The organism is Cellulomonas sp. zg-ZUI22 (assembly GCF_017353535.1).
Taxonomy (GTDB): domain Bacteria; phylum Actinomycetota; class Actinomycetes; order Actinomycetales; family Cellulomonadaceae; genus Cellulomonas; species Cellulomonas wangleii.
The window spans coordinates 226,021-251,785 of sequence record NZ_JAFMUZ010000003.1 but is presented as its reverse complement, the minus strand read 5'-3'; the positions used below and the strand labels follow the sequence as shown (position 1 = coordinate 251,785).

Annotated in this window: 19 protein-coding genes; 16 read left to right on the top strand and 3 right to left on the bottom strand. The window is 75.5% G+C overall.

Annotation, left to right across the window (positions count from 1 at the left end; translation table 11 throughout):
* Positions 1-356 precede the first annotated feature (356 nt).
* The gene (locus J1G43_RS19075; RefSeq protein ID WP_242635676.1) at positions 357-1,787 is read right to left on the bottom strand and encodes a cellulose binding domain-containing protein; all 1,431 of its coding nucleotides are present in this window, start codon (positions 1,785-1,787) and stop codon (positions 357-359) included.
* 157 nt (positions 1,788-1,944) lie between these two features.
* Complete coding sequence (locus tag J1G43_RS12450; RefSeq protein ID WP_207341463.1) at positions 1,945-3,285, bottom strand: aminotransferase class I/II-fold pyridoxal phosphate-dependent enzyme; 1,341 nt, start codon at positions 3,283-3,285, stop codon at positions 1,945-1,947.
* A gap of 219 nt (positions 3,286-3,504) precedes the next feature.
* On the opposite strand from J1G43_RS12450, the gene J1G43_RS12445 reads away from it, so the two are divergent.
* The 11 genes from J1G43_RS12445 (at position 3,505) to J1G43_RS12395 (ending at position 16,820) form a co-directional block, all read left to right on the top strand.
* Positions 3,505-4,353 carry a nitrilase-related carbon-nitrogen hydrolase gene (locus J1G43_RS12445; RefSeq protein WP_207378545.1) on the top strand — a complete coding sequence of 283 codons (849 nt, stop codon included), beginning with the start codon at positions 3,505-3,507 and terminating at the stop codon, positions 4,351-4,353.
* A gap of 21 nt (positions 4,354-4,374) precedes the next feature.
* Positions 4,375-5,796, top strand: a complete 1,422-nt coding sequence (hydA, locus tag J1G43_RS12440) for a dihydropyrimidinase (RefSeq protein WP_207378544.1) — start codon at positions 4,375-4,377, stop codon at positions 5,794-5,796.
* 12 nt (positions 5,797-5,808) lie between these two features.
* The gene (locus J1G43_RS12435; protein ID WP_207378543.1) at positions 5,809-6,891 is read left to right on the top strand and encodes a TIGR03842 family LLM class F420-dependent oxidoreductase; all 1,083 of its coding nucleotides are present in this window, start codon (positions 5,809-5,811) and stop codon (positions 6,889-6,891) included.
* Positions 6,888-7,841 carry an ABC transporter permease gene (locus J1G43_RS12430; RefSeq protein WP_249670838.1) on the top strand — a complete coding sequence of 318 codons (954 nt, stop codon included), beginning with the start codon at positions 6,888-6,890 and terminating at the stop codon, positions 7,839-7,841. Before J1G43_RS12435 ends, J1G43_RS12430 begins: the two co-directional genes overlap by 4 nt.
* Positions 7,838-8,716 (top strand): ABC transporter ATP-binding protein, encoded by an 879-nt coding sequence (locus J1G43_RS12425; RefSeq protein WP_207378542.1) that lies wholly within the window; start codon positions 7,838-7,840, stop codon positions 8,714-8,716. The genes J1G43_RS12430 and J1G43_RS12425 overlap by 4 nt, the downstream gene beginning before the upstream one ends.
* Positions 8,713-9,504 carry an ABC transporter permease gene (locus J1G43_RS12420; protein WP_249670839.1) on the top strand — a complete coding sequence of 264 codons (792 nt, stop codon included), beginning with the start codon at positions 8,713-8,715 and terminating at the stop codon, positions 9,502-9,504. The genes J1G43_RS12425 and J1G43_RS12420 overlap by 4 nt, the downstream gene beginning before the upstream one ends.
* 103 nt (positions 9,505-9,607) lie before the next feature.
* On the top strand, positions 9,608-10,756 hold the full coding sequence (locus tag J1G43_RS12415) for an ABC transporter substrate-binding protein (protein WP_207378541.1): 1,149 nt from the start codon (positions 9,608-9,610) through the stop codon (positions 10,754-10,756).
* A 136-nt stretch (positions 10,757-10,892) separates the two neighbouring features.
* The gene (locus J1G43_RS12410) at positions 10,893-12,227 is read left to right on the top strand and encodes an aspartate aminotransferase family protein (protein WP_207378540.1); all 1,335 of its coding nucleotides are present in this window, start codon (positions 10,893-10,895) and stop codon (positions 12,225-12,227) included.
* 126 nt (positions 12,228-12,353) lie between these two features.
* Entirely contained in the window at positions 12,354-13,118 is a 765-nt protein-coding gene (locus J1G43_RS12405; protein WP_207370739.1) for an SDR family oxidoreductase, read from the top strand.
* Between the two features lie 46 nt (positions 13,119-13,164).
* A complete protein-coding gene (locus J1G43_RS12400) occupies positions 13,165-15,018 on the top strand; it encodes an ABC transporter ATP-binding protein (protein WP_207378539.1) in 1,854 nt (617 codons plus the stop codon).
* Positions 15,015-16,820, top strand: coding sequence for an ABC transporter ATP-binding protein (locus tag J1G43_RS12395; protein WP_207378538.1), 1,806 nt, complete (start codon positions 15,015-15,017; stop codon positions 16,818-16,820). The genes J1G43_RS12400 and J1G43_RS12395 overlap by 4 nt, the downstream gene beginning before the upstream one ends.
* 26 nt (positions 16,821-16,846) lie before the next feature.
* On the opposite strand, the gene J1G43_RS12390 is transcribed toward J1G43_RS12395, so the two are convergent.
* Positions 16,847-18,334, bottom strand: a complete 1,488-nt coding sequence (locus tag J1G43_RS12390) for a PucR family transcriptional regulator (RefSeq protein ID WP_207378537.1) — start codon at positions 18,332-18,334, stop codon at positions 16,847-16,849.
* 94 nt (positions 18,335-18,428) lie between these two features.
* Between J1G43_RS12390 and J1G43_RS12385 the strand changes: the two genes are divergently transcribed.
* The 5 genes from J1G43_RS12385 to J1G43_RS12365 are packed head-to-tail and all read left to right on the top strand — an operon-like array spanning position 18,429 to position 25,756.
* On the top strand, positions 18,429-19,274 hold the full coding sequence (locus J1G43_RS12385; RefSeq protein WP_207378536.1) for a DUF2877 domain-containing protein: 846 nt from the start codon (positions 18,429-18,431) through the stop codon (positions 19,272-19,274).
* Positions 19,271-20,737 (top strand): hypothetical protein, encoded by a 1,467-nt coding sequence (locus J1G43_RS12380; RefSeq protein ID WP_207378535.1) that lies wholly within the window; start codon positions 19,271-19,273, stop codon positions 20,735-20,737. Before J1G43_RS12385 ends, J1G43_RS12380 begins: the two co-directional genes overlap by 4 nt.
* Positions 20,734-22,101: a DUF1116 domain-containing protein gene (locus J1G43_RS12375; RefSeq protein ID WP_307859574.1), complete on the top strand. Its 1,368-nt coding sequence runs from the start codon at positions 20,734-20,736 to the stop codon at positions 22,099-22,101. Before J1G43_RS12380 ends, J1G43_RS12375 begins: the two co-directional genes overlap by 4 nt.
* Entirely contained in the window at positions 22,098-23,792 is a 1,695-nt protein-coding gene (locus tag J1G43_RS19070; RefSeq protein ID WP_242635675.1) for a carbamate kinase, read from the top strand. The genes J1G43_RS12375 and J1G43_RS19070 overlap by 4 nt, the downstream gene beginning before the upstream one ends.
* Positions 23,789-25,756, top strand: a complete 1,968-nt coding sequence (locus J1G43_RS12365; RefSeq protein ID WP_207378534.1) for a gamma-glutamylcyclotransferase — start codon at positions 23,789-23,791, stop codon at positions 25,754-25,756. The genes J1G43_RS19070 and J1G43_RS12365 overlap by 4 nt, the downstream gene beginning before the upstream one ends.
* Positions 25,757-25,765 lie beyond the last annotated feature (9 nt).

Below are 25,765 nucleotides of genomic sequence, written 5' to 3'. Positions count from 1 at the left end.
CGGCGCGGGGACGTCGTGCGGGTGGGGGAGTCGCCGGCACAGCGGGCAGCGCTGCGCGGGACGGGTACGAGGTGACGACGGGCGCGGGGCATGGTCTCTCCGGGAGGTCGCTGCCGCGCACGCCGTCGGGCACGGGAGGGAGGGGGACGGGCGCACGTCGCGCCGCGGAGGACCGTCCCAGCACGGGGCGGTGCGACCCGACCAGAGCGACGGTCGGGTTCCGACGGGCAAGCCTAGGCGCTCCGGGCGCCACCCGCGCAACCGCCCCCGCAACCGTGCGCCCACGCCACGAGCGGTGTGCGTGACGTGTCACGCACACCGCTCGTGGTCGGCTCGCGCCGGTGGCTCGCGGGAGGTCAGGCGGCCGAGCAGGTCACCCGTGCGCCCGCACCGTTCCCGGTGCCCTGGAAGCCGAACGTCGTGCTCCCGCCGGCGTCGACCCGCCCGTTCCAGGGGGCGTTCGTCACCGTGAACGCCGACCCGCCGGTCGACTGGCCGTTCCACACCTGCGTCGCGCCGGCCCCCGTGGCGAGGGTGACGGTGACGCGCCACCCCGTGAGCGGGGCGCTGCCGGCCGTCACCGTGACGTCCGCGACGAACCCGCCGGGCCAGCTGTTGGCGAGCCGGTAGGTCGCGGTGCAGCCGGTGCCGGTACCCGGGGTGGGGGTCACGGAGGGCGTCACCGACGGCGTGGGGGTCACCGAGGGTGTCACCGACGGCGTGGGCGTGACCGACGGCGTGACCGACGGGGTCACCGATGGGGTGACCGATGGCGTCACCGAGGGCGTGGGCCCCGGTCCGGCGTCCCCCCACGCGTCCTTCAGGAACGCGGCGATGGTGTCCCAGCTCGGGTTCGGGGTGCCCTGCGTGACGGTCTCCCGGCAGCCCTCGACCGTGCGGACGGTCTGCTGCCCGTAGCGCGAGGCGCTCGTGACGTCGGTGTGGCTGTGGCCGGCGCCGGGCACGGAGAAGAACCGGGTGTCGACGCACGCGGCCTTGAGCGCGTCGTAGAGGATCTGGGTCTGCGCGTGGGGCACCACGTTGTCGCTGAGCCCGTGCAGCAGGAGCATCGGGGGGTCCTGCGCGTCGACGTACGCCAGGGGGTTGGCCTGCTGCGCCTTGTCGCGGCAGGTGGGGATCGCGCAGCCCAGGAGCTGGGCCTCCGGGGCGCTCGGGCTGTCGTGGTCGATGAAGCCGCCGGGGTCCTGCTCCCTGAGCCGCTGGAAGTCGGTGGGCCCGAAGAAGTCGACGCCCGCCTGCACGGCGCTCGAGACGCCGTAGAGGCCGACCTGCCCCTCGAGCGACTCGACACCGCCGGTCAGTGCAGCCATCGCGGCCACCCAGCCGCCCGAGGAGTCGCCCATGGAGGCGAAGCGGTCCGGGTCCAGGCGGTACCGGTCGGCGTAGGCGCGCAGGTACCGGATCGCGGCCTTGACGTCGTGCACCTGGGCCGGGAACTTCGCCTGCGAGCTGGACCGCACGCTGACCCCGGCCACCGCGATGCCGCGGGGGTTCAGCTGCTGGGCGATGGCCGCCGCACCGGACTTGCCGTCGTCGGACGTCCACGCCGACCCGGTGGACCACACGACGAGCGGCCAGGGCCCGGGGCCGTCCGGCACGTACAGGTCGAGCAGGTGGCCGCGGCTGCCGGCCGGATCGGCCTGGGCGTAGGCGATGTTCGTGATCGTCTGGGCCTGGGCGGCGGTGCCGAGCGTGGCGACCGCACCCCCCGCGACCAGCGCCACCACCCCCAGCCATGCGGCGGTCCTGCTGCGCGTCCTGGTCATGACGTGGCTCCCCTCACACGGTGGTGACGTTCACCATGGCGGCCCCGCTCGCGGCGCGGCCAGGGCCGAAACCATTCGGGCGGCCGGGCGCACGGTGTCGCCGCACGCCCGTCTCGCCGTACGGCCCGTCCCACGCCGGCGTGGCGGGCCGCCGGCGTCAGGGAGCGGCCGCCGCGGCCAGCGCGGCGGCGACCGCCTCGACGTCCTGGCTGCGCAGCGCCCCGACGCTCACCCGCACGAACCCGTGCGGCCCCGGCGGGACGGAGAAGAACGGCCGCCCGCGTGCGACCCGCACGCCCGCGGCCTCCAGGCGGGCCAGGGCCGTCTGCTCGTCGTGCACCGGGATCCAGACGTTGATGCCGTCGCCGGGCGGCACGTGCACGCCGTGGTGCGCCAGGGCGGCGCTCAGCGCACGGCGTCGTCCGTGGTAGACCCGGCGCGCGTGAGCCACGGCCTCCACGGCCTGGGCGTCGGTCAGCAGGTCGGCCAGCACGTGCTGCAGCAGGCGACTCGTCCAGCCCGGGCCGAGCATGCGCCGGGCCACGAGTCCGTCGAGCACGAGGGCCGGGCCGCCGACGGCGGCGATCCGCAGGTCCGGGCCGTGCGACTTGGAGTACGAGCGCACGTGCACCACGCGGTCGGCCAGCAGCGGGCCCAGGCTCACGTCGCGCGACGACGCGATCTCCCCGGAGTGGTCGTCCTCCACGACCCACAGCCGGGACGCGGCCGGGCGCAGGACCGCGGCCAGCTCCCGCACCCGGGTGGGCGAGGTGGACACCCCGGTGGGGTTCTGCGCGCGCGGCTGCAGCAGCACCACCCGCACCCCGGCGCGCACGGCCTCGGCCAGGGCGTCGGGGCGGGGGCCGTGGGAGTCGAGCGCTACTGCGACGCGCTCGAGCCCCAGGTGGTCGAGCAGGTCGAGCACCGGCGGGAAGCCGGGGTCCTCGACCGCGACCCGGTCGCCGAACCGCGAGACCTGCTCGAGCACCCGGCTGATCGCGTCCACGGCGCCGTCGACGACGGTGAGGCGCTGGGCGAGGAAGGGCCACGACGCCCGCAGCAGCCGCTCGAGCTCCGGCACCACCGGGTCGTCCAGGTAGCCGCTCGTCGCCAGGGTGGGCGCCCGCAGTGCGACCCGGGCGAGCGCGGGGGCGAGGTCCGGCAGCAGGGCGGGGTCCGGCGTGCCGCCGGCCAGGTGGAGGCGTGCCGCCGGCCCGTCGGCCAGGTCCCGGTACCGCGGGGGCAGCCGCCCGGCAGGTTCCGGCAGCACGGACGTGCCGGCGCGGCCGCGCGACACGACCAGCCCTGCCGACGCGAGCGACTGCCACGCCGACCCGACGGTGGCAGGGCTGACGCCGAGGGCCAGGGCGAGCTGGCGCACCGTGGGCAGCCGGTGCCCCGGCAGCAGGTCGCCGGTGTGGACGAGGCGGGCGATCGTCGCGGCGATCCCGCGCGGGGTGCGGTCGGTGACGAGGTCCGCCAGCTCCTGCGGTGACATGGGCGCATCGTCGCGCGCGGGTGTTGCGGCCGCGTGTCCGGGGGATGAGCGGACCCTCATCGACGGCGTGGCGACGGATGTTCACGGACCGGGCCGGGAAGTTCCGCCGCGGCAAAGGCCCGGTGACGCCGCAGAAATGTCCAAGGTCGACAGTCACGTTCCACGCGACGCAGCCCCACCGTCGTCGCCGGACCGCCCCGCCGTGACCCCGGAGGACCCATGACCGTCGTGCGCGTCGCCTTCACCCAGGCCACCTGGACCGGCGACAAGGAGTCGATGATCCAGCTGCACGAGGCGTGGACCCGCGAGGCCGCGTCCGCCGGGGCGCAGGTCATCGCGTTCCAGGAGCTGTTCTACGGCCCGTACTTCGGCATCACGCAGGACACGGCGTACTACGACTACGCCGAACCGGTGCCGGGGCCCACGACCGAGCGGTTCTCCGCGCTGGCGGCGTCCCTCGGGATCGTCGTGGTGCTGCCGATCTACGAGGAGGACCAGCCCGGCGTCCTGTACAACACCGCGGTCGTCATCGACGCCGACGGGACCGTGCTCGGCCGGTACCGCAAGCACCACATCCCGCACCTGCCCAAGTTCTGGGAGAAGTTCTACTTCCGCCCCGGCAACCTCGGGTACCCGGTCTTCGACACCGCGGCCGGCCGCATCGGCGTGAACATCTGCTACGACCGGCACTTCCCCGAGGGGTGGCGCGTCCTGGCGCTGCACGGGGCGCAGATCGTCTTCAACCCCAACGCCACCGCCCCCGGCATCTCCAACCGGCTGTGGGAGATCGAGCAGCCGGCGGCCGCCGTGGCGAACGGGTACTTCGTCGTCGCCAACAACCGGGTCGGGCGCGAGGACGACGAGTACGGCGACGAGGCGGTCGAGTTCTACGGATCGTCCTATGCCGTGGGACCCGACGGGGCGTACGTGGGGGAGGTCGGCTCGTCGCGCGAGAACCAGCTGCTGGTCCGGGACCTGGACCTCGAGCAGGTGCGCGAGGTGCGCGAGCGGTGGCAGTTCTTCCGCGACCGCCGCCCCGACGCGTACGGCCCGATCGTCGCCCCCTGACCCCACGGCGGAAGGACTGCCATGACCACCACGCTGCTGCGCGGCGGCACCGTCGTGACGGCCACCGGCCGGTCCGCGGCCGACGTGCTCGTCGACGGTGAGCGGATCGCCGCCGTCCTGGCCCCCGGCTCCACGCTGCTGGGCCACGACCTCGCCGCGTCCGTCGACCGCGTCGTCGACGCCACCGGCAAGTACGTGGTGCCCGGCGGCGTGGACGCCCACACCCACATGGAGCTGCCGTTCGGCGGGACGGCGGCGTCGGACACCTTCGAGACCGGCACCCGCGCGGCCGCCTGGGGCGGGACGACGACGATCATCGACTTCGCGGTCCAGCGCGCCGGTGAGCGCGTGCAGGACGGGCTGGCCGCCTGGCACGCCAAGGCCGCCGGGCGCTGCGCGGTCGACTACGCGTTCCACCAGATCGTCGGCGGCGTGGACGACGACGCCCTGAAGGCGATGGAGACGCTCGGCGACGAGGGCATCACCAGCTACAAGCTCTTCATGGCCTACCCGGGGGTGTTCCACTCCGACGACGCCCAGATCCTGCGCGCGATGCAGAAGGCCGCCGAGCTCGGGCTGCTGACGATGATGCACGCCGAGAACGGCCCGGCGATCGACGTGCTCGCGGCCCAGCTCGTCGAGCAGGGCCGCACGGCCCCCTACTTCCACGGCGTCGCGCGGGCGTGGCAGCTCGAGGAGGAGGCGACGCACCGCGCGATCATGCTGGCCGACGTCACGCAGGCGCCGCTGTACGTGGTGCACGTCTCCGCCAAGCAGGCCGTCCAGCAGCTCGCGTGGGCCCGCGACGCCGGCCGCAACGTCTTCGGCGAGACGTGCCCGCAGTACCTGTACCTCTCGCTCGAGGAGCAGCTCGGCGCCCCGGGCTTCGAGGGTGCCAAGTGGGTGTGCTCGACGCCGCTGCGCAGCCGCGCGGAGGGCCACCAGGACCACATGTGGCAGGCCCTGCGCACCAACGACCTGCAGATGGTCTCGACCGACCACTGCCCGTTCTGCATGAAGGGTCAGAAGGAGCTCGGCCTCGGCGACTTCCGCGCCATACCGAACGGCATCGGGTCCGTGGAGCACCGGATGGACCTCATGTACCAGGGCGTGGTGACCGGCGAGATCACCCTCGAGCGCTGGGTCGAGATCACGTCGACCACTCCCGCGCGGATGTTCGGCCTGTACGGCCGCAAGGGGGTGGTCGCGCCGGGCGCGGACGCCGACCTGGTCGTTTACGACCCGGCCGGGCACACGTCCATCGGCGTCGGCGCGACGCACCACATGAGCATGGACCACTCCGCCTGGGAGGGGTTCGAGGTCGACGGGCACGTGGACGTCGTCCTGTCCCGCGGTGAGGTGCTCGTGGACGCCGACGGGTACCACGGCCGCCCCGGCCACGGCCGCTACCTGCGCCGCGACCTGTCGCAGTACCTGGTCTGAGAGGGGACCGGCATGGACCTCGGCGTCGTCCTGCAGACCGACCCGCCCGCCTGGCGCACGGTCGACCTGGCGCGGCAGGCGGAGACCCACGGCTTCTCGCACGTGTGGACCTTCGACTCCCACCTGCTGTGGCAGGAGCCCTTCGTCATCTACTCCGCCGTCCTGGCCGCTACCCGCCGGGTGGTGGTCGGGCCGATGGTCACCAACCCGGCCACGCGGGACTGGACGGTGCTGGCCTCGCTGTTCGCCACGCTCAACGAGATGTACGGCAACCGCACCGTCTGCGGCATCGGGCGCGGCGACTCCGCGGTGCGCACGCTCAACGGCCGGCCGTCGGACCTGGCGACGCTGCGCGAGGCGGTCCACGTGATCCGGGAGCTGGCGAACTCCCGCCCTGTGGACCTCGGTGAGCGCACGGTCCGGTTCCCGTGGTCCCGGGGCTCGACGCTCGACGTGTGGGTCGCGGCCTACGGGCCGCAGGCGCTGCGGCTCGCGGGGGAGGTGGGCGACGGGTACGTCCTGCAGCTCGCCGACCCCGACATCGCGCGCTGGATGATCCGCGCCGTGCGCGACTCCGCCGAGGCGGCGGGCCGCGACCCCGACGACGTGCGGATCTGCGTGGCCGCCCCCGCCTACGTCGGAGACGGGGCCTCGCCCGCGGCGCGGGCGCACATGCGCGAGCAGTGCCGGTGGTTCGGCGGGATGGTCGGCAACCACGTCGCCGACATCGTGCGCAGGTACGGCACGGACTCGGCGATCCCGCGGGCGCTGACGGACTACGTCCGCGAACGGGAGGGCTACGACTACAACGCCCACGGGCGCGCCGGGAACACCCACGCGGCGTTCGTCCCGGACGAGATCGTCGAGCGCTTCTGCGTGCTGGGGTCCCCGCACGAGCACGTCGAGCGGCTGCGGGAGCTCGAGGCGCTCGGGTGCGACCAGTTCGCGGTGTACCTCCAGCACGACAACAAGGAGGAGACGCTGCGGCTGTACGGCGAGCGCGTGATCCCCGCGCTGGCCGAGCCCGTCGTCGCGACCGCGCCCGCGACGGTACCCACCGCGCCGGCACCCAGCGCGGCAGCGGTGACGCCGTGAGCGCGACCACCGCACCGCCGGCGGTGGTGCCGGGCACGGCCCGTCCCGTCGCCGCGTCCCCCGGGGTCGGCGCCGTGCAGCGCCTGACGCGGGCGCGTCCCCTGGCCGCGGTGCTCGCCGTGCTCGTCCTGGTCACCGTGTGGGAGGCGTACAAGTGGCTCGGCCCCGAGCAGGGGTGGGCGCTGGGGGAGACGAGGCTGCTGCCGCGGACCACCGACCTGGCCATGCCGCACACCTGGCAGACCCTCGCGCGGCTCCTCGAGCCCGTCTCGGGCGGCACGGGCGCGGACCCGCTGTGGCTGGCCGTGCTGCGGGCCGCGGGCGCGAGTCTCGGCGTCGCCGTCGTCGGGTGGACGATCGGCGTCCTGGTGGGTGCGGTCCTCGCCCTGGCGATGCAGCGCGTGACCCTGGCCGAGCGGGCCGTGCTGCCGCTGGTGGTCCTCTCGCAGACGGTCCCGCTGGTCGCGCTCGCGCCGCTGGTGCGCTCGTGGGGGTCCCGGCTCGCCGTCGGCGCCCTGGAGTGGGAGCCGTGGATGTCGGTGGCCGTCATCGCGAGCTACCTGGCGTTCTTCCCGGTCGCCGTCGGCCTGCTGCGAGGGCTGCAGTCGCCCGACACCATCCACGTGGAGCTCATGCGCGCCTACGGCGCCGGGTGGGGCGCGACGCTGCTGCGGCTGCGGTTGCCGGCCGCGGTGCCGCACCTGCTGCCGGCGCTGCGGCTGGCCGCCGCCAACGCCGTGGTGGGCACCGTGGTAGCCGAGGTGGCGACCGGCCTGCCCGGCGGGCTGGGCCGCATGGTCCTGGAGTTCGCGAACTTCGCGGCGAGCGACCCGCCCAAGCCGTGGGCGCCGATCCTCGGCGCGGTGCTGCTCGGGCTGTCGACCGCCGCGCTGGTGGCCCTGCTGGGCCGCGCGCTGCGCCGGTACCGGCGTGCGGAGGTGAGCGCGTGAGCGCCGTGCGCGAGCAGCCCGCTGTGCCGCCGGACACGGGACCGCGCCGGGCCGCGGCGGTCGACGTCGAGGGCGTGACGCGCGTGTTCGGCGGGCGGACGGGCGAGGTGGTCGCCCTGCAGGACGTCGACCTGCGCGTGGCCGCCGGGGAGTTCGTCTCCCTGATCGGGCCGTCCGGGTGCGGCAAGTCCACGCTGCTGCGGCTCGTCGCCGACCTCGACGAGCCGACGTCCGGCACCGTGCGGGTGTTCGGCCGCAGCGCGCGCGAGGCGCGCCTGGGGCGGGACTACGGGATCGCGTTCCAGCAGGCCGGGTTGCTGCCGTGGCGCACGGTGCGGGCCAACGTCGAGCTGCCGCTCGCGCTCGCGGGCACCGGGCGGGCCGGGCGTCGCGAACGGGCCGACGAGCTGCTGGCTCTCGTGGGCCTCGCGGAGTTCGCTGACCACCACCCCGACCAGCTCTCCGGGGGCATGCAGCAGCGCGTCGCCATCGCCCGTGCGCTGGCCGACGAGCCGTCGCTGCTGCTGATGGACGAGCCCTTCGGCGCGCTCGACGAGATGACGCGCGAGCACCTGCAGGCGCAGCTGCTGCGGATCTGCGCCGAGACGCGGGCCGCGGTGGTCTTCGTCACCCACTCGATCCCCGAGGCGGTGTTCCTGTCCGACCGCGTCGTGGTGATGTCACCGCGTCCCGGGCGGGTGCAGGCGGTGGTCCCGGTGGTGCTCGACCGCGCGGGTGCCGCCACGCCCGGCTCCGGGCCCCACGACGACGCGGGGGACGACCTGCGCACGGACCCCGCGTTCTTCGGGACCGTCGCGGCGGTGCGCGACGCGCTGCGCGGCACCGCGGCGGGTCGCGGGGCGGAGGTCCGGTGAGCGGGGTGCCCGGTGCCCGGGCAGCGAGGGCGCTCGGTCCAGCGCGGCAGGTCCTGCCCCCGCTCGTCCTGCTCGTCGCGCTCGTGGCGGCCTGGCACGCGGTCGTGGTGCTCGGCGAGGTGCCCGCGTTCGTGCTGCCCGGACCCGCCGCCATCGCCGAGCAGGCGGTCACGTACGCCGGCCCCATCTCCTCGGCGGCGCTCGTCACCGGGCGCAACGCGGCCCTGGGTCTGCTCCTGGGTGCCGTGCTCGGGGTGCTCGGGGCGGTCGTGGCCGCGGTCGTGCGGCTCGTCGACCTGCTCGCGGAGCCGGTGGTGGCGGCCCTGTCGGTCGTGCCCGTCGTGGCGCTCGCCCCCGTGCTGTACGCGATGTACGGCGCCGGCTCGGAGCAGGCCCGCGTCATCGTGGCCGCCCTCGCGGTGCTCGTGCCCGTGCACGTCACGACGCTGCGCGGCCTGCGCCAGGTGCGCCCGGTGCACCGCGACCTCATGCGGGCGCTGGCGGCGGGCCCCGTGCAGGCCGCCGCCACGGTGACGCTGCCCACCGCGGTGCCCTTCGTGTTCACCGGCCTGCGCATGGCGGCGTCGCTCGCGGTGATCTCGGCGATCGTCGCGGAGTACTTCGGCGGGCCGCGCTCCGGCATCGGGTCGTTCATCACGACCGCCGCCGCGGGCTCGCACTACGCGCAGGCGTGGGCGTACGTGCTCGGCGGCGTCGCCGTCGGCCTGGCGTTCTACGCCGTCACCGCGACGGCCGAGCACCTGGTGAACCGTCGGGCCGGCGCATGAGGCCCGGCCCCCGCACGTCCTCCTGCCGACGCCGCCAGGACGACCCGACCGCTGTTCCCGCATGCGCGCGCCGCGCCGGTGCGCACCACCCGAGGGAGTTCACATGAGGACGACGACGCGCCGGTGGGCGGCGGTCACGGCCGCCGCGGCGGCGGGCCTGCTGCTCGCCGCCTGCTCGAGCACGGACGGGGCGGAGGCGTCGGGGGGCGGCCCGGACGCCGGTGACGACCTGACGCCCGTGCGGCTGCAGCTGCAGTGGCTGACGCAGGCGCAGTTCGCCGGGTACTACGCCGCGCTGGACCAGGGCTACTACGCCGACGAGGGTCTGGAGGTCGAGATCCTCCCGTCGGGCGGCGACGTCGTGCCGCAGGACGCGCTGGCCGCCGGCGAGGTCGACTACGCGATCGCGTGGGTCCCCAAGGTGCTGGGGTCGATCGAGCAGGGCGCGCAGGTCACGAACGTGGCGCAGGTCTTCGAGCGCTCGGCGACCCTGCAGGTGGCGTTCGCGGACGCCGGCATCTCGTCCGTGGCGGACCTGGAGGGCAAGCGCATCGGGTCGTGGGGCTACGGCAACGAGTGGGAGCTGTTCGCCGGTCTCGACCAGGCGGGGGTCGAGGACTTCGAGCTCGTGACCCAGGCGTTCGACATGGTCGGCCTGCTCAGCGGCGACATCGACGCCGCCCAGGCGATGACGTACAACGAGTACGCCCAGCTGCTGGAGACCGTGGACCCCGACACCGGCGAGCTGTACACGCCCGACGACTTCACGGTCATCGACTGGAACGACGAGGGTGTCGCGATGCTGCAGGACGCCGTCTGGGCGGACGCGAGGCGTCTCGCGGACGACGAGGAGTACCAGGACACGACGGTCCGGTTCCTCAAGGCGACGATCCGGGGCTGGGTGTACGCCCGGGACAACCCGCAGGAGGCGGCGGACGTGGTCACCGCCGCCGGCTCCACGCTCGGCACGTCGCACCAGCTGTGGATGACGAACGAGGTCAACAAGCTCATCTGGCCGTCGACCGCCGGGATCGGTCGCATCGACCCCGAGGCCTGGGACCGCACGGTCCGGCTCGCCCTGGAGACCCACAATGAGACGGGTGCGGCCCTCATCACGGCCGAGCCGCCGAGCACCGCGCACGACGGCACGTACGTCGAGCAGGCGCTGACGGAGCTGCGTGACGAGGGTGTCGACGTGACCGGCGCCGACTTCGAGCCCGTCGACGTCGAGCTGCAGGAGGGCGGCAGCTGAGGGGCATCCGGCGGTCCCCGGGGCGTCGGTCGCGGCGCCGCCCCGGGGACGGCGCGGCGCGCACACGCCCGTGCCCTGCGGCACGCACCCGCCCGTAGCCTGCGGTGCACCACCCGTACCCCGAGGAGGCACGACGATGGCAGCACCCCTGCGGGCCGACGTCCCGGACCTGGACGCGCGCGCCGTCGCGCTGGACCGCGCGCACGTCTTCCACTCGTGGTCCGCGCAGGCGCACGTCGCCCCGTTCGTCGTGGCCGGGGGGCGCGGCTCCACGGTCTGGGACCACGCGGGCCACACGTACCTCGACTTCTCCAGCCAGCTCGTCAACACCAACATCGGGCACCAGCACCCGCGTGTGGTCGAGGCGATCCGGACGCAGGCCGCCCAGCTGACGACCGTCGCGCCGTCGACGGCCCACCTCGTCCGGGGGCAGGCGGCCGAGGCCGTCCTCGGGCACGCGCCCGACCGGTTCACCAAGGTCTTCTTCACCAACGGCGGCGCGGACGCCAACGAGAACGCGATCCGCCTGGCCCGTCTGCACACCGGGCGCCCCAAGGTGGTCTCGCACTACCGCTCGTACCACGGCAACACCGGCGCGGCCGTGGTGGCGACGGGCGACTGGCGGCGCGTGCCCAACGAGTACGCCACCGGCCACGTCCACGTGTTCGGGCCGTACCTGTACCGCTCGGAGTTCTGGGCGAGCACCCCGCAGGAGGAGTGCGAGCGTGCGCTGCGGCACCTGGAGCGCGTGGTGCAGTGCGAGGGGCCGGAGTCGATCGCCGCGATCCTGCTGGAGACGGTGCCCGGGACGGCCGGCGTCCTCGTGCCGCCGCCCGGGTACCTCGCGGGGGTGCGCGAGGTGGCCGACCGGTACGGCATCGTGCTGATCCTCGACGAGGTGATGGCAGGGTTCGGGCGCACGGGGGCGTGGTTCGCGTTCGACCGGCACGACGTCGTCCCCGACCTGGTGACCTTCGCCAAGGGCGTGAACTCCGGCTACGTGCCCGCCGGGGGCGTGCTCATCTCCGACGAGATCGCCGCAGGATTCGACGACCGGGTGTTCCCGGGCGGCCTGACGTACTCGGGCCACCCGCTGGCCATGGCGGCGGTCGTCGCGACGCTCGGGGCGATGGCCGACGAGGGGGTGGTGGAGAACGCCGAGGCCGTCGGGCGCGACGTGCTCGGTCCGGGCCTGGCCGCGATCGCCGCACGGCAGCCCCTGGTGGGGGAGGTGCGCGGCACCGGCGTGTTCTGGGCCGTGGAGCTGGTCGCCGACCGCGCGACGCGCGCCCCGGTGCCCGCCTCGGTCGTCGCCGCGGTCAAGGCGGCGTGCCTGGCCCGCGGGCTGCTGCCGTTCGTGGCCGACAACCGGGTGCACGTCGTGCCGCCGTGCGTGGTCACCCCCGACGAGGCGCGTCAGGGGCTGGCCGTGCTCGACGAGGCCCTCACCGAGGTCACCACCGGCCTGTGACGACCCGCCCGTGACCGCAGCCCGTGACCGCAGCCCGTGACCGCAGCCCGTTACCGCCCGCCCGGGGCCACCTGCCGCCGCCCTCCCGCGTGCCATGCTCGTCCGACACCCACCCCAGGAGCCCGCATGACCACCTCCGTCGACCGTCCCCGCCGCGCCCTCGTGACCGGCGCCTCGTCCGGCATCGGCGCCGCGACGGTGCGACGCCTGCGCGCCGACGGCTGGGACGTCGTCGCCACCGCCCGCCGCGCCGACCGGCTCGCCGCCCTGGCCGCCGAGACCGGCGCCGACGTCGTCGTCGCGGACGTGACGCGGGACGAGGACGTCGAGGCGCTCGTCGCGCACGTGCGCGGCACCGGCGGGCTGGACGCGGTGGTGAACAACGCCGGCGGCGCCCTGGGCCAGGACACCGTCGAGGACGCCGACCTCGACGGCTGGCGCACCATGTACGAGCTCAACGTGCTGGGCACGCTGCGGGTGACCAAGGGCGTGCTGCCGCTGCTGCGCGAGCGCGGGCAGGGCGACGTGCTCGTCGTCACGTCGACCGCGGCGCACGGTGCGTACCCCGGGGGCGCCGGCTACACGGGCGCCAAGCACGCCGAGCGGATGCTCGCGACGACGCTGCGCTGGGAGCTGGTGGGCGAGCCGATCCGGGTCATCGAGATCGCGCCCGGTGCGGTCGCCACCGAGGAGTTCTCGCTCGTGCGGTTCGCGGGGGACGCCGAGCGGGCCGCGAAGGTCTACGAGGGCTACCAGCCGCTGGTCGCGCAGGACGTCGCGGACACCATCGCCTGGTCCCTGTCGCGCCCGCCGCACGTCAACGTCGACCTGCTCGTCGTGCGCCCTCGCGCGCAGGCGAACAACACCACGATCGCCCGGACGGGGGTCTGAGCGCCGGTCCGCGTGCGGTGTCGGTGGTGCGTCCTACGCTGGACGGATGCCACCCTCCGACGCGTCGACGACGCGTGCCCTGCTGCGTCTGGTCCGGTGGGCGCGTCCCGCCCTGCCCCGCGTCGTCGCCGGTGGCAGCGCCACGCTCGTGGCCAGCCTCATCGCGCTCGCGGTGCCGCAGGTGCTGCGCTGGGTGGTCAACGGTCCGCTGCTGACCGACGGGTCCCGGGCGGCGGTCGTCCAGGCTGCGCTCCTCGTGCTGCTGCTGGGCGTCCTCGAGGCGGTGCTCGTGTGGTGCCGACGCGCCCTCATCGCCACACCCGGCACGAGCGTCGAGCGGACCATGCGCACCGACCTCTTCCGGCACCTGCTGGACCTGCCGGTGGCCGTGCACGACCGGTGGTCCGGCGGCCAGCTGCTGCAGCGCTCGATGGGCGACCTGCACACCGTGCGCCGGTGGATGGTGTTCGGGCTGGTGCAGCTCGTGGTGTCGGCCACCACCGTGCTCGTCGGGGCGGTCCTGCTGCTGGTGACGAGCCCGCTGCTCGGGGCGGTCTACCTGTGCGGGGCGGTGCCGGTGGTCTGGCTCGGCTTCCGGTTCCGGCAGGACTACAAGGTCGTCGCGCGGCGCGCCCGGGACCAGGCGGGCGACCTGGCGACGAGCGTCGAGGAGTCCGTGCACGGGATCCGGGTGCTCAAGGCCTTCGGGCGCGGTGAGGACGCGCTCGAGGACTTCGTGCGGCAGGCCGACGAGCTGCGCGGCACCGAGCTGGACAAGGCGCGCGCGCAGTCGCGCATGTCGTTCGCGCTGGCGTGGATCCCGGAGACGACGCTCGCCGTCGCGCTGGGTCTCGGCGTGTGGCTGGCGGCGACGGACCGGGTGAGCGTCGGCGCGCTCGTCGCGTTCTTCGCCACCGCGGCCGTCATGACCCGGCCCGTCGAGAGCCTGGGGCAGCTGCTCGGCATGACGCTCGACGCACGCGCCGGCACCGACCGGTTCCTCGAGGTCATGGACACGGCCCCGGCGCTGAGCGACCCCGCCGCGCCCACGGCGCTGCCGCCGGTGCCCGCCGAGGGGACGCGGGTCGAGCTGCGCGACGTGCGGTTCGCGCACGGCGCCGGCACGCGCGAGGTGCTGCGGGGCGTCGACCTCGTCCTCGAGCCGGGCCTGACGACGGCGCTGGTGGGTCTGACCGGCAGCGGCAAGACGACCCTGCTGCAGCTCGTGCCCCGGCTGTACGACGTGACCGGTGGCGCCGTCCTCCTCGACGGGGTCGACGTGCGCGACCTGACCCGCCGCGACGTGCGCGGCGCCGTGGCGGTCGCGTTCGAGGACCCGATCCTGTTCTCCGCGTCCGTGCGGGACAACGTGCTCATGGGGGTGCCGGTGGAGCGGCTGGCGGCGATGAGCCCGCAGGAGGCGGACGAGGCCGTGCGCGTCGCGCTCGACGTGGCCCGCGCCGGGTTCGTGCACCGCCTGCCGCAGGGTCTCGACACCGTCATCGGGGAGGAGGGCATGAGCCTGTCCGGCGGGCAGCGCCAGCGCGTCGCGCTGGCCCGTGCGATCGCCGGACGGCCCCGTGTCCTCGTGCTCGACGACCCGCTGTCCGCGCTCGACGTCGCCACCGAGGCGGAGGTCACGGCGGGTCTGCGGCGCGTGCTGACCGGCACCACCACGCTCGTCGTCGCCCACCGCACGTCCACCGTCGCGCTGGCGGACCGTGTCGCCGTCCTCGAGGACGGGCGGGTCACCGGTGTGGGCCGCCACGCCGACCTGCTGGCGACGCACCCGCACTACCGGTACGTCCTGACCGCCGAGGGCGGTCCCGACGGTCCCGGGCCAGGTGCTCACCCGACGGTCCCGGATCCGCGCGGCCTGGCCGAGGAGGTGCGCCGATGACCGCGGCGACCGCCGTCGCGCCGGCACCCGGCGCGGACGAGGACGCGGGGGAGGTCCGCGGCCGCTCGCTGGCCCTGCTCCGCTCGCTGCTGCGGCCCGTGGCGCGCCGCGCCGCGCTGACGGCGGTCGTCGTCGTGGTGGCCCAGCTCGCGCTCGTCGCCGGGCCGGCCCTCGTGGCGATCGGCATCGACCGTGGCATCCCGGCACTGCGGGACGGGGACGCCGCACCGGCCCTGCTCGTGGCCGGCGGGTACGCACTGACGGCCCTGGTCGCAGGGCTGTTCACCGCGGCGACGGTCCGGCTCGCCGCGACGGTCAGCCAGGCCGTCCTGCTCGACCTGCGACGGCGGGTGTTCCGGCACACCCAGCGCCTCAGCCTGGAGTTCCACGAGCGGTACACGTCGGGGCGGATCATCTCGCGCCAGACGTCCGACCTCGAGGCGCTGCGCGAGCTCCTCGACGGCGGCGTGACCACGCTCGCCGCCAGCGGGCTGGCCATGGTCTTCACCGCGGCTGGGCTCGCGCTGCTCGACTGGCGCAGCGGGCTGGTGCTGCTCGTCGCCGTCGTGCCCGGCGTCGTCCTGACGCGCTGGTTCCAGCGCCGCTCGCAGGCCCAGTACCGGCGCTCGCGGACGGCAGCGGCCCGGGTCATCGTCCGGTTCGTCGAGACGATGACGGGCGTCCGCGCGGTGCAGGCCTTCCGCCGCGAGGCGCAGGTCGCGGGGGTCTACGAGGCCGAGGCGGAGGAGTACCGCGCCGCCAACGCCGAGGCGATCCGCGTCAACGGCGTCTTCGACACCGGTCTGGTCCTCATCGGCAACGTCACCGTGGCCGCGGTGCTGCTGGTCGGTGGCCTGCGGGTGCTGGACGGCGGGCTCGAGGTCGGCGTGCTGGTCGCGGCCGTGCTGTACGCGCGGCGGTTCTTCGCGCCGCTCGCGCAGATCGGGATGTTCTACAACTCGTTCCAGTCCGCCACGGCCGCCCTCGAGAAGCTGTCCGGGCTGCTCGCCCAGGAGCCCACCGTCCCGGACCCGACCCGGCCGGTGCGCCTCGAGCAGCCCCGCGGCGACGTGCGCTTCGACGGCGTCGAGTTCGGCTACGGCGACGGGCCGTCGGTGCTGCCGCGCCTCGACCTGCACGTCCCCGCCGGGCAGACCGTGGCCCTGGTGGGCGAGACGGGTGCGGGCAAGTCCACCGTGGCCAAGCTCCTCGCCCGGTTCTACGACCCCCGGAGCGGGGCGGTGCGCGTGGACGGGGTCGACCTGCGCGACGCGGAACCCACGGACCTGCGCGCGGCCATGGTCATGGTGACCCAGGAGGCGTACCTGTTCTCCGGCTCCGTGGCCGCCAACATCGCGCTGGGCCGACCGGGTGCCAGCCCCGCGCAGATCGAGCGGGCGGCGCGGGCGGTCGGCGTGCACGACCTCATCGCGGCCCTGCCGGACGGGTACGACACGGACGTCGACACCCGTGGCGTCCGGCTGTCCGCCGGGCAGCGGCAGCTCGTGTCGTTCGCGCGGGCCTTCCTGGCCGACCCCGCCGTCCTCGTGCTCGACGAGGCGACCAGCTCGCTGGACATCCCCGGCGAGCAGCTCGTGCAGGAGGGGCTGCGCACGCTGCTGACCGGCCGCACCGCGGTGGTGATCGCGCACCGGCTGTCGACCGTCATGCACGCGGACCGCGTGCTGGTCGTCGACGCGGGGCGGGTCGTCGAGGACGGCAGCCCCGACGAGCTGGTGGCCGCGGGCGGTCGGTTCGCGGAGCTGCACGCCGAGTGGCAGCGCTCGCTGCACGGCGAGTGAGGGGGACGCCTCGGCGACCGCCGGGGTCAGGGTGGCCCGAGGAGCCGGTGCGCCTCGAGGGCCAGTGCGAGGGCCGTGCGCGTCCGCGGGTCGTGGAGGTCCGCGTCGAGCAGGTCGCCGATGCGCTGGAGGCGGTGCTTCATCGTGTTGTAGTGCACGAACAGCCGCCGTGCGGCCTCCGCGGCGTTGCCCAGCCCGAGGAAGACCTCCAGGGTGCGCGACAGGTCGCCGTCGACCTGGGCGTCGTGCCGCAGCAGCGGGCCGATCTGGTCCTCGACGAAGTCCCGCAGCCGGTCGGGCGGCAGGCTCATCACGAGCCGCTCGAAGCCGAGGTCGGCGTGGCGCGCCGTGGTGCGGCGCGTGACCCCCGCGATGTGCAGGGCCTCCTGCGCCGTCGCGTGGCTCTCCGGCAGCGCCGTCAGGGCGGGGGCGGGGCGCCCCGACGCGACGACCGTGGCACCGGCGCCCGCACGGACGAGGGCCTGCCGGAACGCCTCCTCCGGCTGCCCCCGGGCGGGCATGATCGCGACCACCTGCGTGCCGCGCTGCCAGGCCACCGCGTGCGGTCCGAGCGCCCGGCGTGCCGCGGCCTGCAGGTCCCGCTCCGACGGTGCGGTGGTGCACGCGGCGACGACCACCACCGACGTGCCGGCGAGCTCCCACCCGAACAGACGAGCCCGCTGCGCGAGCGCGTCCGGGTCCGCGCCGGGCGCGGTGACGAGCTCCTCGAGGAAGACGACGCGCAGGCGCCGGTCGAGCTCGATGCTCGCCAGCGCCTGGGCGATGTGCATCCCGGCGGCGAAGCAGGCCTGCCGGACCAGCCGCCGCTGCGCGAGCGTCGGCTCGGCCTCCCCGCCGACCAGGACGCGGCCCCGCCGCACCCCCGCCACGGTCACCGGGAACTCCCACCGGCCCGCAGGCGGCGCGGCGGCGCCCGCGCCGCGCGACTGCTCGGGCACCTGGGGTGAGCGACCCAGGGCCAGCGGGTCGTCGGCCAGGACCGTGACGGTACGGGCCAGCGCGCCCGACAGGGTGCGGGCGATCTCGTCGAGGCCGCCGCCCGCCAGCGCGATGCCGGTGAGGCGCTCGCGGATCACCTCGTCGTGCGCGGGCTCGGCGTCGTGCTCGGCGAGCACCACCGCGAGGACCGCGGCGATCACCTCGTTGAACGACGTGTCGCCGGGGACCACGAGCACGGGGAACGCGAGCTCGTCGGCGAGGTCGGCGAACCGGTCCGGCAGCCGGTCGAGGTAGCGCAGCGGCTTGATCGCGAGGGCGGCCAGCCCGCGCGCGTGCAGGAGCCGCAGCAGCTCGACGAGGCGGTCGGGGGTCTCGCGCACGGGGTACGCCGTGGTGAGGAGCAGCTCGCCGGGCTTGATGTAGGGCTCGATGTCGGGGACCTCCATGACGTTGACCCCGCTGACCAGCCGGTCGACGCCGGCGTCACCCGCCAGGACGTAGGCGCCCCGCAGCGGGGCCAGGGTGAGCACGTCGCGGACGGTCAGTGTCGCCACGGGCTGCCCCTTGTCCACATCGGACGACGCGGCCGCCCGACGTCGTCCGGTTCGGACGCTGCGGGGCCGGGGCCGCGATCCCTACGGTCACAGTATGCCGAACACCCACAATGCGGACGCCGGGCGGACGCGGCTCGCGGCCGACGCACCCCCGCCGCACGCGCTGCTGCGGGCGACCGTCGTCCGTGCCGGGCGGAGCCTGGTCGTGCTCCGCACCGCGGGCGGCGCACTGGTGCCGGTGACGTCCCCGGAGCACGGGCTCGTGCCCGGCGGGGTGTGCCTGGGCGGCGGCCTGCGGGGTCTGGCACCGCGTGCGGGCACGACGCCCGACCCCGGGCCGTGGGCGGCGCACCTGGACGGTGCGCCGCGGGTGGACCTCGCGGTGCCGGTGGGTGCCGTGGACGCCCACGCCGCCCGCGCCCTGCTGGCCGGGGCGCTCGGCGCGGAGCCGGCCCGCGCGGGGCGCGACGTCATGGACCCGCGCCCGGCGCGGCGCCGCGCGGGCGAGCTCGTCGCCGCGGCCGTCGCCCAGGACCCCCGGCGGGTGCGCACGGCGCTGCGTCGCCTCGTCGGGGTGGGGCCGGGATCGACCCCCAGCGGTGACGACGTGGTGGTCGGGGTGCTGGCGGGCCTCGACCGCCGCTCCGCGGGGGCCGCCGCCGCCGTCGTCCGCGGTGCGCTGCCCGTGCTGCTCGACCGGACCACCAGCCTGTCGCGCCACACCCTGGTGGCGGCGCTCCGCTGGCAGGTCGCCGAGCGCGTCCACACCCTCGTCGAGGCGACCGCCGCAGTCGGCCTCGTGCCGGCGACGCTCGCCGCGGCGCGGACGTGGGGCGCGACGTCGGGTCTCGACCTCGCCGCGGGCGTCGCCGCCGGTGCGCTCGCCGGCCCGGCGCAGGCGTCCTCGTGCCCGGCCGACGCCCGCCGGAGGAGCGCATGACCGCGACGGCGACGGGCACGCTGGCGGCGCGGGTGCTCCCGCGCCTGTACCGGGACTCCGTGACGCTCATGGCGCTCGCGTCGTCGCTCGAGCGGCGCGACGGGGTGACGCGCGTCGGTGCGGTCATGGGAACGCCCGGCAACCTCGCCGTGCTCGAGCGGTCGGGCATGCGACCCGACGGGCTCGCCCCGGCACCGGACGACCTCGTCCTGGTGGTGCGCGGGCTGGACGCGGGCTCCGTCACCGGTGCGCTGGACGCGGGCGAGGCGGGGCTCGTGGCGGTGGCGGACGACAGCGGCACGCGGCGCGAGCACGCGCCGCGGACGGTCGCCGAGGGGCTGGCCGTGGGTCACGGCGCGACGGTCGCGGTCGTGTCCACCCCGGGCGGCTACGCGCCGGTCGTCGTGGAGCAGGCCCTGCGGGCCGGGCTGCACGTCCTGTGCTTCTCGGACAACGTGAGCACGGCCGACGAGGTGCGCCTCAAGCGGCTGGCCGTGCGCAGCGGGCTGCTGCTCATGGGCCCGGACTGCGGCACGGCGATCCTCGACGGCGTGCCCCTGGGGTTCGCCAACGCGGTGCGGCCGGGCCCGCTCGGCATCGTCGCGGCCTCGGGCACCGGCGCGCAGGAGGTCGCGTGCCTGCTGCACCGCTCGGGCACGGGGGTGTCCCAGCTCGTCGGCGTCGGGGGGCGGGACCTGTCCGCCGAGGTCGGCGGCGCGATGACGGGTCCGGCGCTGGACCTGCTCGGTGCGGACGGGGCCACCGAGGCGGTCGTCGTGATCTCCAAGCCGCCCGCGCCGCATGTGGCGCGCTCGCTGCTGGCCCGGCTCGCGGACCTCGGCAAGCCGGCGGTGGCCTGCCTGCTGGGCGAGGCGGACACCGACGGTGCCGTGCCCGTCCGCGGCACGCTGGAGGGCGCCGCGCGCGCTGCCGCCCGGCTGGTCGGCGCCACCCTGGACGTCGACCTCGCCGCGCCGGTCACCGCGCCGCGGGCACCGGCGGCGCGCGGCGTGCTCGGCCTGTACACCGGAGGGACCCTGGCGGCCGAGGCCCGGGTGGTCCTGGCGCGCGCCGGCGTGGCCGGGCAGGTGCTCGATCTCGGCGCCGACGAGTACACCGTGGGCCGCCCGCACCCGATGATCGACCCGTCGGCCCGCGCCGCGCAGGTCGTCGCGGCGGGCGGGCGGAGCGACGTCGGGATCCTGCTGGTGGACGTCGTCCTGGGGTTCGGTGCGGCCGCGGACCCCGTCACCCCGCTGGCCCGGGCGGTCGAGGACGCGGTCCGTGCGGCGCGCGACGACGGCCGGGACCTGGTCGTGCTCGGCTCGGTGTGCGGCACGGAGGCGGACCCGCAGGGTCTCGACGCGGCCCGCAGCGCGCTCGCGGACGCCGGGGTGCTCGTGCACCCGTCCACCGCGGGGGCGGCGCGCACCGCCGCCGTCGTCGCCGGGGCGTCGACGTGATCGCCGGCGGGGTGCGGGTCCTCAACGTCGGGCTGCCCGCGGTGGTCGAGGCGGCACCGGACGTCGTGCAGCTCGACTGGCGCCCGCCGGCGTTCGGCGACGTCGAGTGCGCGCGCCTGGCCGTCGCGCTCGACGACGACGTCACCCACGCCGCGAACGCCCGCGCACTCGCCGCGGTGCACGCCGTGCGCCCGCAGCTCGTGGGTGTGCGCCCCGCCCGGGACGTCGTCCCCGGGCTCGGGGACGGGCGCACGCTCCTGCACGCCGGCCCCCCGATCGACCTGGCGGACATGTGCGGCCCGGTCCGCGGCGCGCTCATCGGTGCCGTGCTGCTCGAGGGCTGGGCGGGCACGCCCGCCGACGCGCTGCACCTGCTGGAGGCCGGCGGGGTCACGCTCGACGCGTGCCACCACCACGACGCGGTCGGCCCCATGGCGGGAGTGCTCAGCCCGTCGATGCCCGTCCTGGTCGTCCGGGACGGCCCCCGCCGCGCGTACGCCTCGCTCAACGAGGGCCTGGGACGGGTGCTGCGCTTCGGGGCGTTCGACGCGGAGGTCGTGGACCGGCTGCGCTGGATGCGCGACGTGCTCGGACCGGTGCTGGACGGCGCCCTGCGGCTCGGCGGCCCGGTCGACGTCACCTCGCTCGTCGCGCAGGCGCTGACGATGGGCGACGAGGGGCACAACCGCTCGACGGCCGCGACGAGCCTGCTCGCGCGGCGCCTGGCCCCCGAGGTCGCGCAGCAGGACCGGGGTGTGGAGGTGCTGCGGTTCCTCGCGGCCAACGACCACTTCGCGCTGAACCTCTCGATGGCCGGGGCCAAGCTGGCGACGGACGCCGCCGTGGGCGTCGAGCACTCGACCCTCGTCACGGCGATGGCCCGCAACGGCGTCGAGTTCGGGCTGCGCGTCGCGGGTACCGGGGAGCGGTGGTTCACCGCACCCGTGGGCGCCGCCGACGGCCTGTTCTTCCCCGGCTACGGGCTCGAGGACGCCAACCCCGACCTGGGTGACTCGGCGATCACCGAGACGCTCGGCATCGGCGGCTTCGCGATGGCGGCCGCACCCGCGATCACCCTGTTCGTGGGCGGCACCCCCGACGACGCCCTCGAGACCACCCGCTCGATGCGGCGCATCACACTGGGCCCGCACCCGGCGTTCCGGCTGCCGGCGCTGGGGTTCGCCGGGGCACCCAGCGGCATCGACGTGCTCAAGGTCCTCGACACCGGGGTGCTGCCGGTCATCAACACCGGGATCGCGCACCGGGAGGCCGGCGTGGGGCAGATCGGTGCCGGGGTCGTCGAGGCACCGTCCGACGTCTTCCTGCAGGCGGTCCGCGCGCTGCACGGGATGCGTGCGCGATGACCGGCACGGTGCTGCTCGCTGTCGGCGGCAACGCGCTCGTGCTCGACGGCGAGCCCGGGTCGGTCGCCCGTCAGCAGGAGCGGGCGGCGGACCTCGCCGGCACGGTCGCCGACCTGGTCGCCGACGGGTGGCGGGTCGTCCTCACGCACGGGAACGGGCCCCAGGTCGGCTTCATCCTGCGCCGGGGGGAGCTCGTGGCGCCGGAGGCGACGGCCGAGGGGCTGCCCGAGCTGCCGCTGTGGCTCGCGGTCGCCGACTCCCAGGGCGGCATCGGCCACCTGCTCGCGACCGGCGTGGACTCCGCGCTGGAGGACCGCGGGCTGACCGCGCGCGCCGTCGCCGTCCTCACGCACGTCGAGGTCGACCGCGACGACCCCGCGTTCGCGCGGCCCACCAAGCCGATCGGCGCCGCGATGACGTCCGCGACCGCGGGTCTGCGTGCGGTCGAGGGCTGGGACGTCGTCGAGACGTCGCCCGGGGTCCACCGCCGGGTCGTGCCCAGCCCACGCCCGCGGCGGGTCGTGGAGTCCGCGCACATCCGGACCCTGCTGGACGCCGGTGCCGTCGTCGTCGCGGCGGGCGGCGGCGGCATCCCGGTGGTCCGCACCGCCGACGGCTGGCGCGGTGTGGACGCCGTCGTGGACAAGGACCGGGCGTCGGCGCTGCTGGCCGACGCCCTGGGCGTCGACACGCTCGTCCTGGTCACCGGTGTCGACGCGGTGGCCGTCGGGTGGGGGACGCCGCGGCAGCGCGCGCTGCGGCACGTCGACCCGGCCGAGCTGCGGGCGCACCTGGACGCGGGGGAGTTCCCGGCGGGGTCCATGGGCCCGAAGGTCGAGTCGGCGCTGCAGTTCGTCACCGACGGCGCCCGGCGCGCCGTCGTCACGTCCCTGCCCCGGCTCCGTGACGCGCTCGCGGGCCGGTCCGGGACGCTCCTCACCGCCCGGGCCGGTCCCGGCACCCACGCGCCCGCACCTCGGACGCCGACACCAGGAGGACCCGTGATCACCCTCCCCGCCGACCCGTTCCCGTTCGTCCTCGACCCCCGGCAGGTGGCGCTGCTGTGCATCGACTTCCAGCGCGACTTCATGGAGGCCGGCGGCTTCGGGGAGTCCCTCGGCAACGACGTGTCGCGGCTGCGCGGCACCATCGAGCCCACGAGCCGCGTCCTGGCCGCCTTCCGCAGCCGGGGCTGGCCGGTCATCCACACGCGCGAGGGCCATCGCCCCGACCTCGCGGACCTGTTCCCCGCCAAGCGCGACCGCGGCAGCCCGACCCTGCGCATCGGCGAGGACGGCCCGATGGGCCGGCTGCTGGTGCGCGGCTCAGCCGGGCACGACATCGTCCCGGAGCTGGCGCCCGTCGAGGGGGAGGTCGCCCTCGACAAGCCCGGCAAGGGCGCGTTCTACGCCACCGACCTCGAGACCGTCCTGCGGGCCCGGGGCATCACGAGCCTCGTCGTCACGGGCGTCACCACCGAGGTGTGCGTCCAGACGACGGTCCGCGAGGCGAACGACCGCGGCTTCGAGTCCCTCGTCCTGTCCGACTGCACCGCGTCGTACTTCCCGCAGTTCCACCGCTCCGCACTCGACATGTTCTGCGCCCAGGGCGGGATCGTGGGCTGGGTCGGCACCTCCGACGCGCTCCTGACGGCCCTGCGCACCACAACGCACGAGGAGGTCCCACGATGAGCACTGCCGCACGCGAGGTGTCGACCGCCGACCGTCCCGCCGGCACGCCCGGCCGTCTGCCGTGGTGGACCCCGGGGGACTGGAACGGCCTGTTCGGCCTCGGCACCAACGTCCTGCTCAACGTCATCGTCCTGACGGGCCTGTGCCTGGCGGTCGTCCAGATCCCCGGCGACACCGTCTACGGGCGGATCCTGCCCGCCCTGGGCATCGCGCTGCCGCTGGGCAACATCTGGTACGCCGTGCTCGCACGGCGGCTCGCCCGCCGGGAGGGCCGCTCCGACGTGGCGGCGCTGCCGTACGGGCCGAGCGTGCCGCACACGTTCATCGTCGTCTTCGTCGTCATGCTGCCGGTGCTGCTGCGCACGCAGGACCCGCTGGCCGCCTGGCGTGCGGGGCTGGCCTGGGCGTTCATCATCGGCTGCATCGTCCTGCTCGGGGCGGTCTTCGGCCCGTGGATCCGGCGCTGGACGCCGCGGGCGGCGCTCCTCGGCGCGCTCGCGGGCATCTCGATCACGTTCATCTCGATGAGCCCGGCCGCGCAGATGTGGCAGGCGCCGTGGATCGCGTTCGTGGCCTTCGGGTTCATCCTCGTCGGCTGGCTCGGGGGGCGTCGCATGCCCTTCGGTGCTCCTGTCGGCCTGGTCGCGGTCCTCGTCGCGACGGCGGTCGCCTGGGCCGCGGTCGCCGCCGGCTGGTCGGGCATCCTCGAGCCGAGCGCGGTCACGCAGTCGGTCGCGGACCTCGCGCTGCACCTGCCGCTGCCGTCGGCGGACGTCGTCACGGGGCTGCAGGACATCGCCCCCCTGCTGGCCTCGGCGATCCCGCTGGGCATCTACAACTTCACCGAGGGCATGACCAACGTGGAGTCGGCCGCCGCGGCGGGGGACCGGTACTCCGCCCGGCAGGTGCTCACGGCCGACGGGCTCGGCGCGGTCGTCGGGTCGTTCCTCGGCTCGCCGTTCCCGCCCGCGGTGTACATCGGGCACCCGGGCTGGAAGGCGGTCGGCGGACGGGTGGGGTACTCGCTGGCGACGGGGGTCGTCGTCGGTCTCGTGTGCTTCACCGGCCTGGTCGGCACGTTCCTGGCGGTGTTCCCCATGCAGGCGCTCGTCCCGGTCCTGCTGTACATCGGCCTCGTCATCGGCGCCCAGGCGTTCGACGTCAACCCGCGGCGGTACGCGCCGGCGATCGTGCTGGCGATCGTCCCCAGCCTCGCCGAGTGGGCGACCGGGCTGATCGACAACGCGCTCGCGGCGGCGGGCACGTCCGCGGAAGAGGTCGGGACCGGTGCGCTCATCGCCAACGGCGTCGTCTACGACGGGCTGCGGCTGCTCGGGCAGGGAGCCGTGCTCGTCGGCATCCTGCTGGGCGCGATCGCGTGCTTCGTGATCGACCGCCGCCTGTACGCGGCGGCGATCACGTCCGGCATCGCCGCGGTGCTGTCGTTCTTCGGGCTCGTCAACGCCGTCGAGGTGGGCGTCAACGCGTCCCCGGCCGTGACGACCGGCTACGTCCTGCTCGCCGTGCTGCTCGCGGCGTTCGGGTGGCGCCTGCGGCAGGAGCGGGACGACGCGCTGGACGACGAGCTGCTCTTCGTCAACGGCAGCCTCATGCGAGGCCTCGAGCTGCACGGGCACCTCGACGGCGCCGAGCTGGTGGAGGAGACGACGACCGCACCGCGGTACCGCGTGCACGCCGTCGACGGCCGGCACCCGGGCATGTACCGCGTCGCGGACGACGAGGAGGGGGCGGCCGTCCACGGCGAGCTGTACCGGGTGCCGGCCGAGGTGCTGGTGCGGGTGATCGAGGGCGAGCCCGCCGGGCTGTACCGGGGGCCGGTGGAGCTCGCGGACGGGCGTCTCGTGCCCGGCATCCTCGACCACCGGGCGAGGGCGCAGGAGCACCCCGAGATCACGCAGCACGGCGGCTGGCGGCAGTACCTGGCGACGACGTCGCCGGCCTGACGGCTCCCG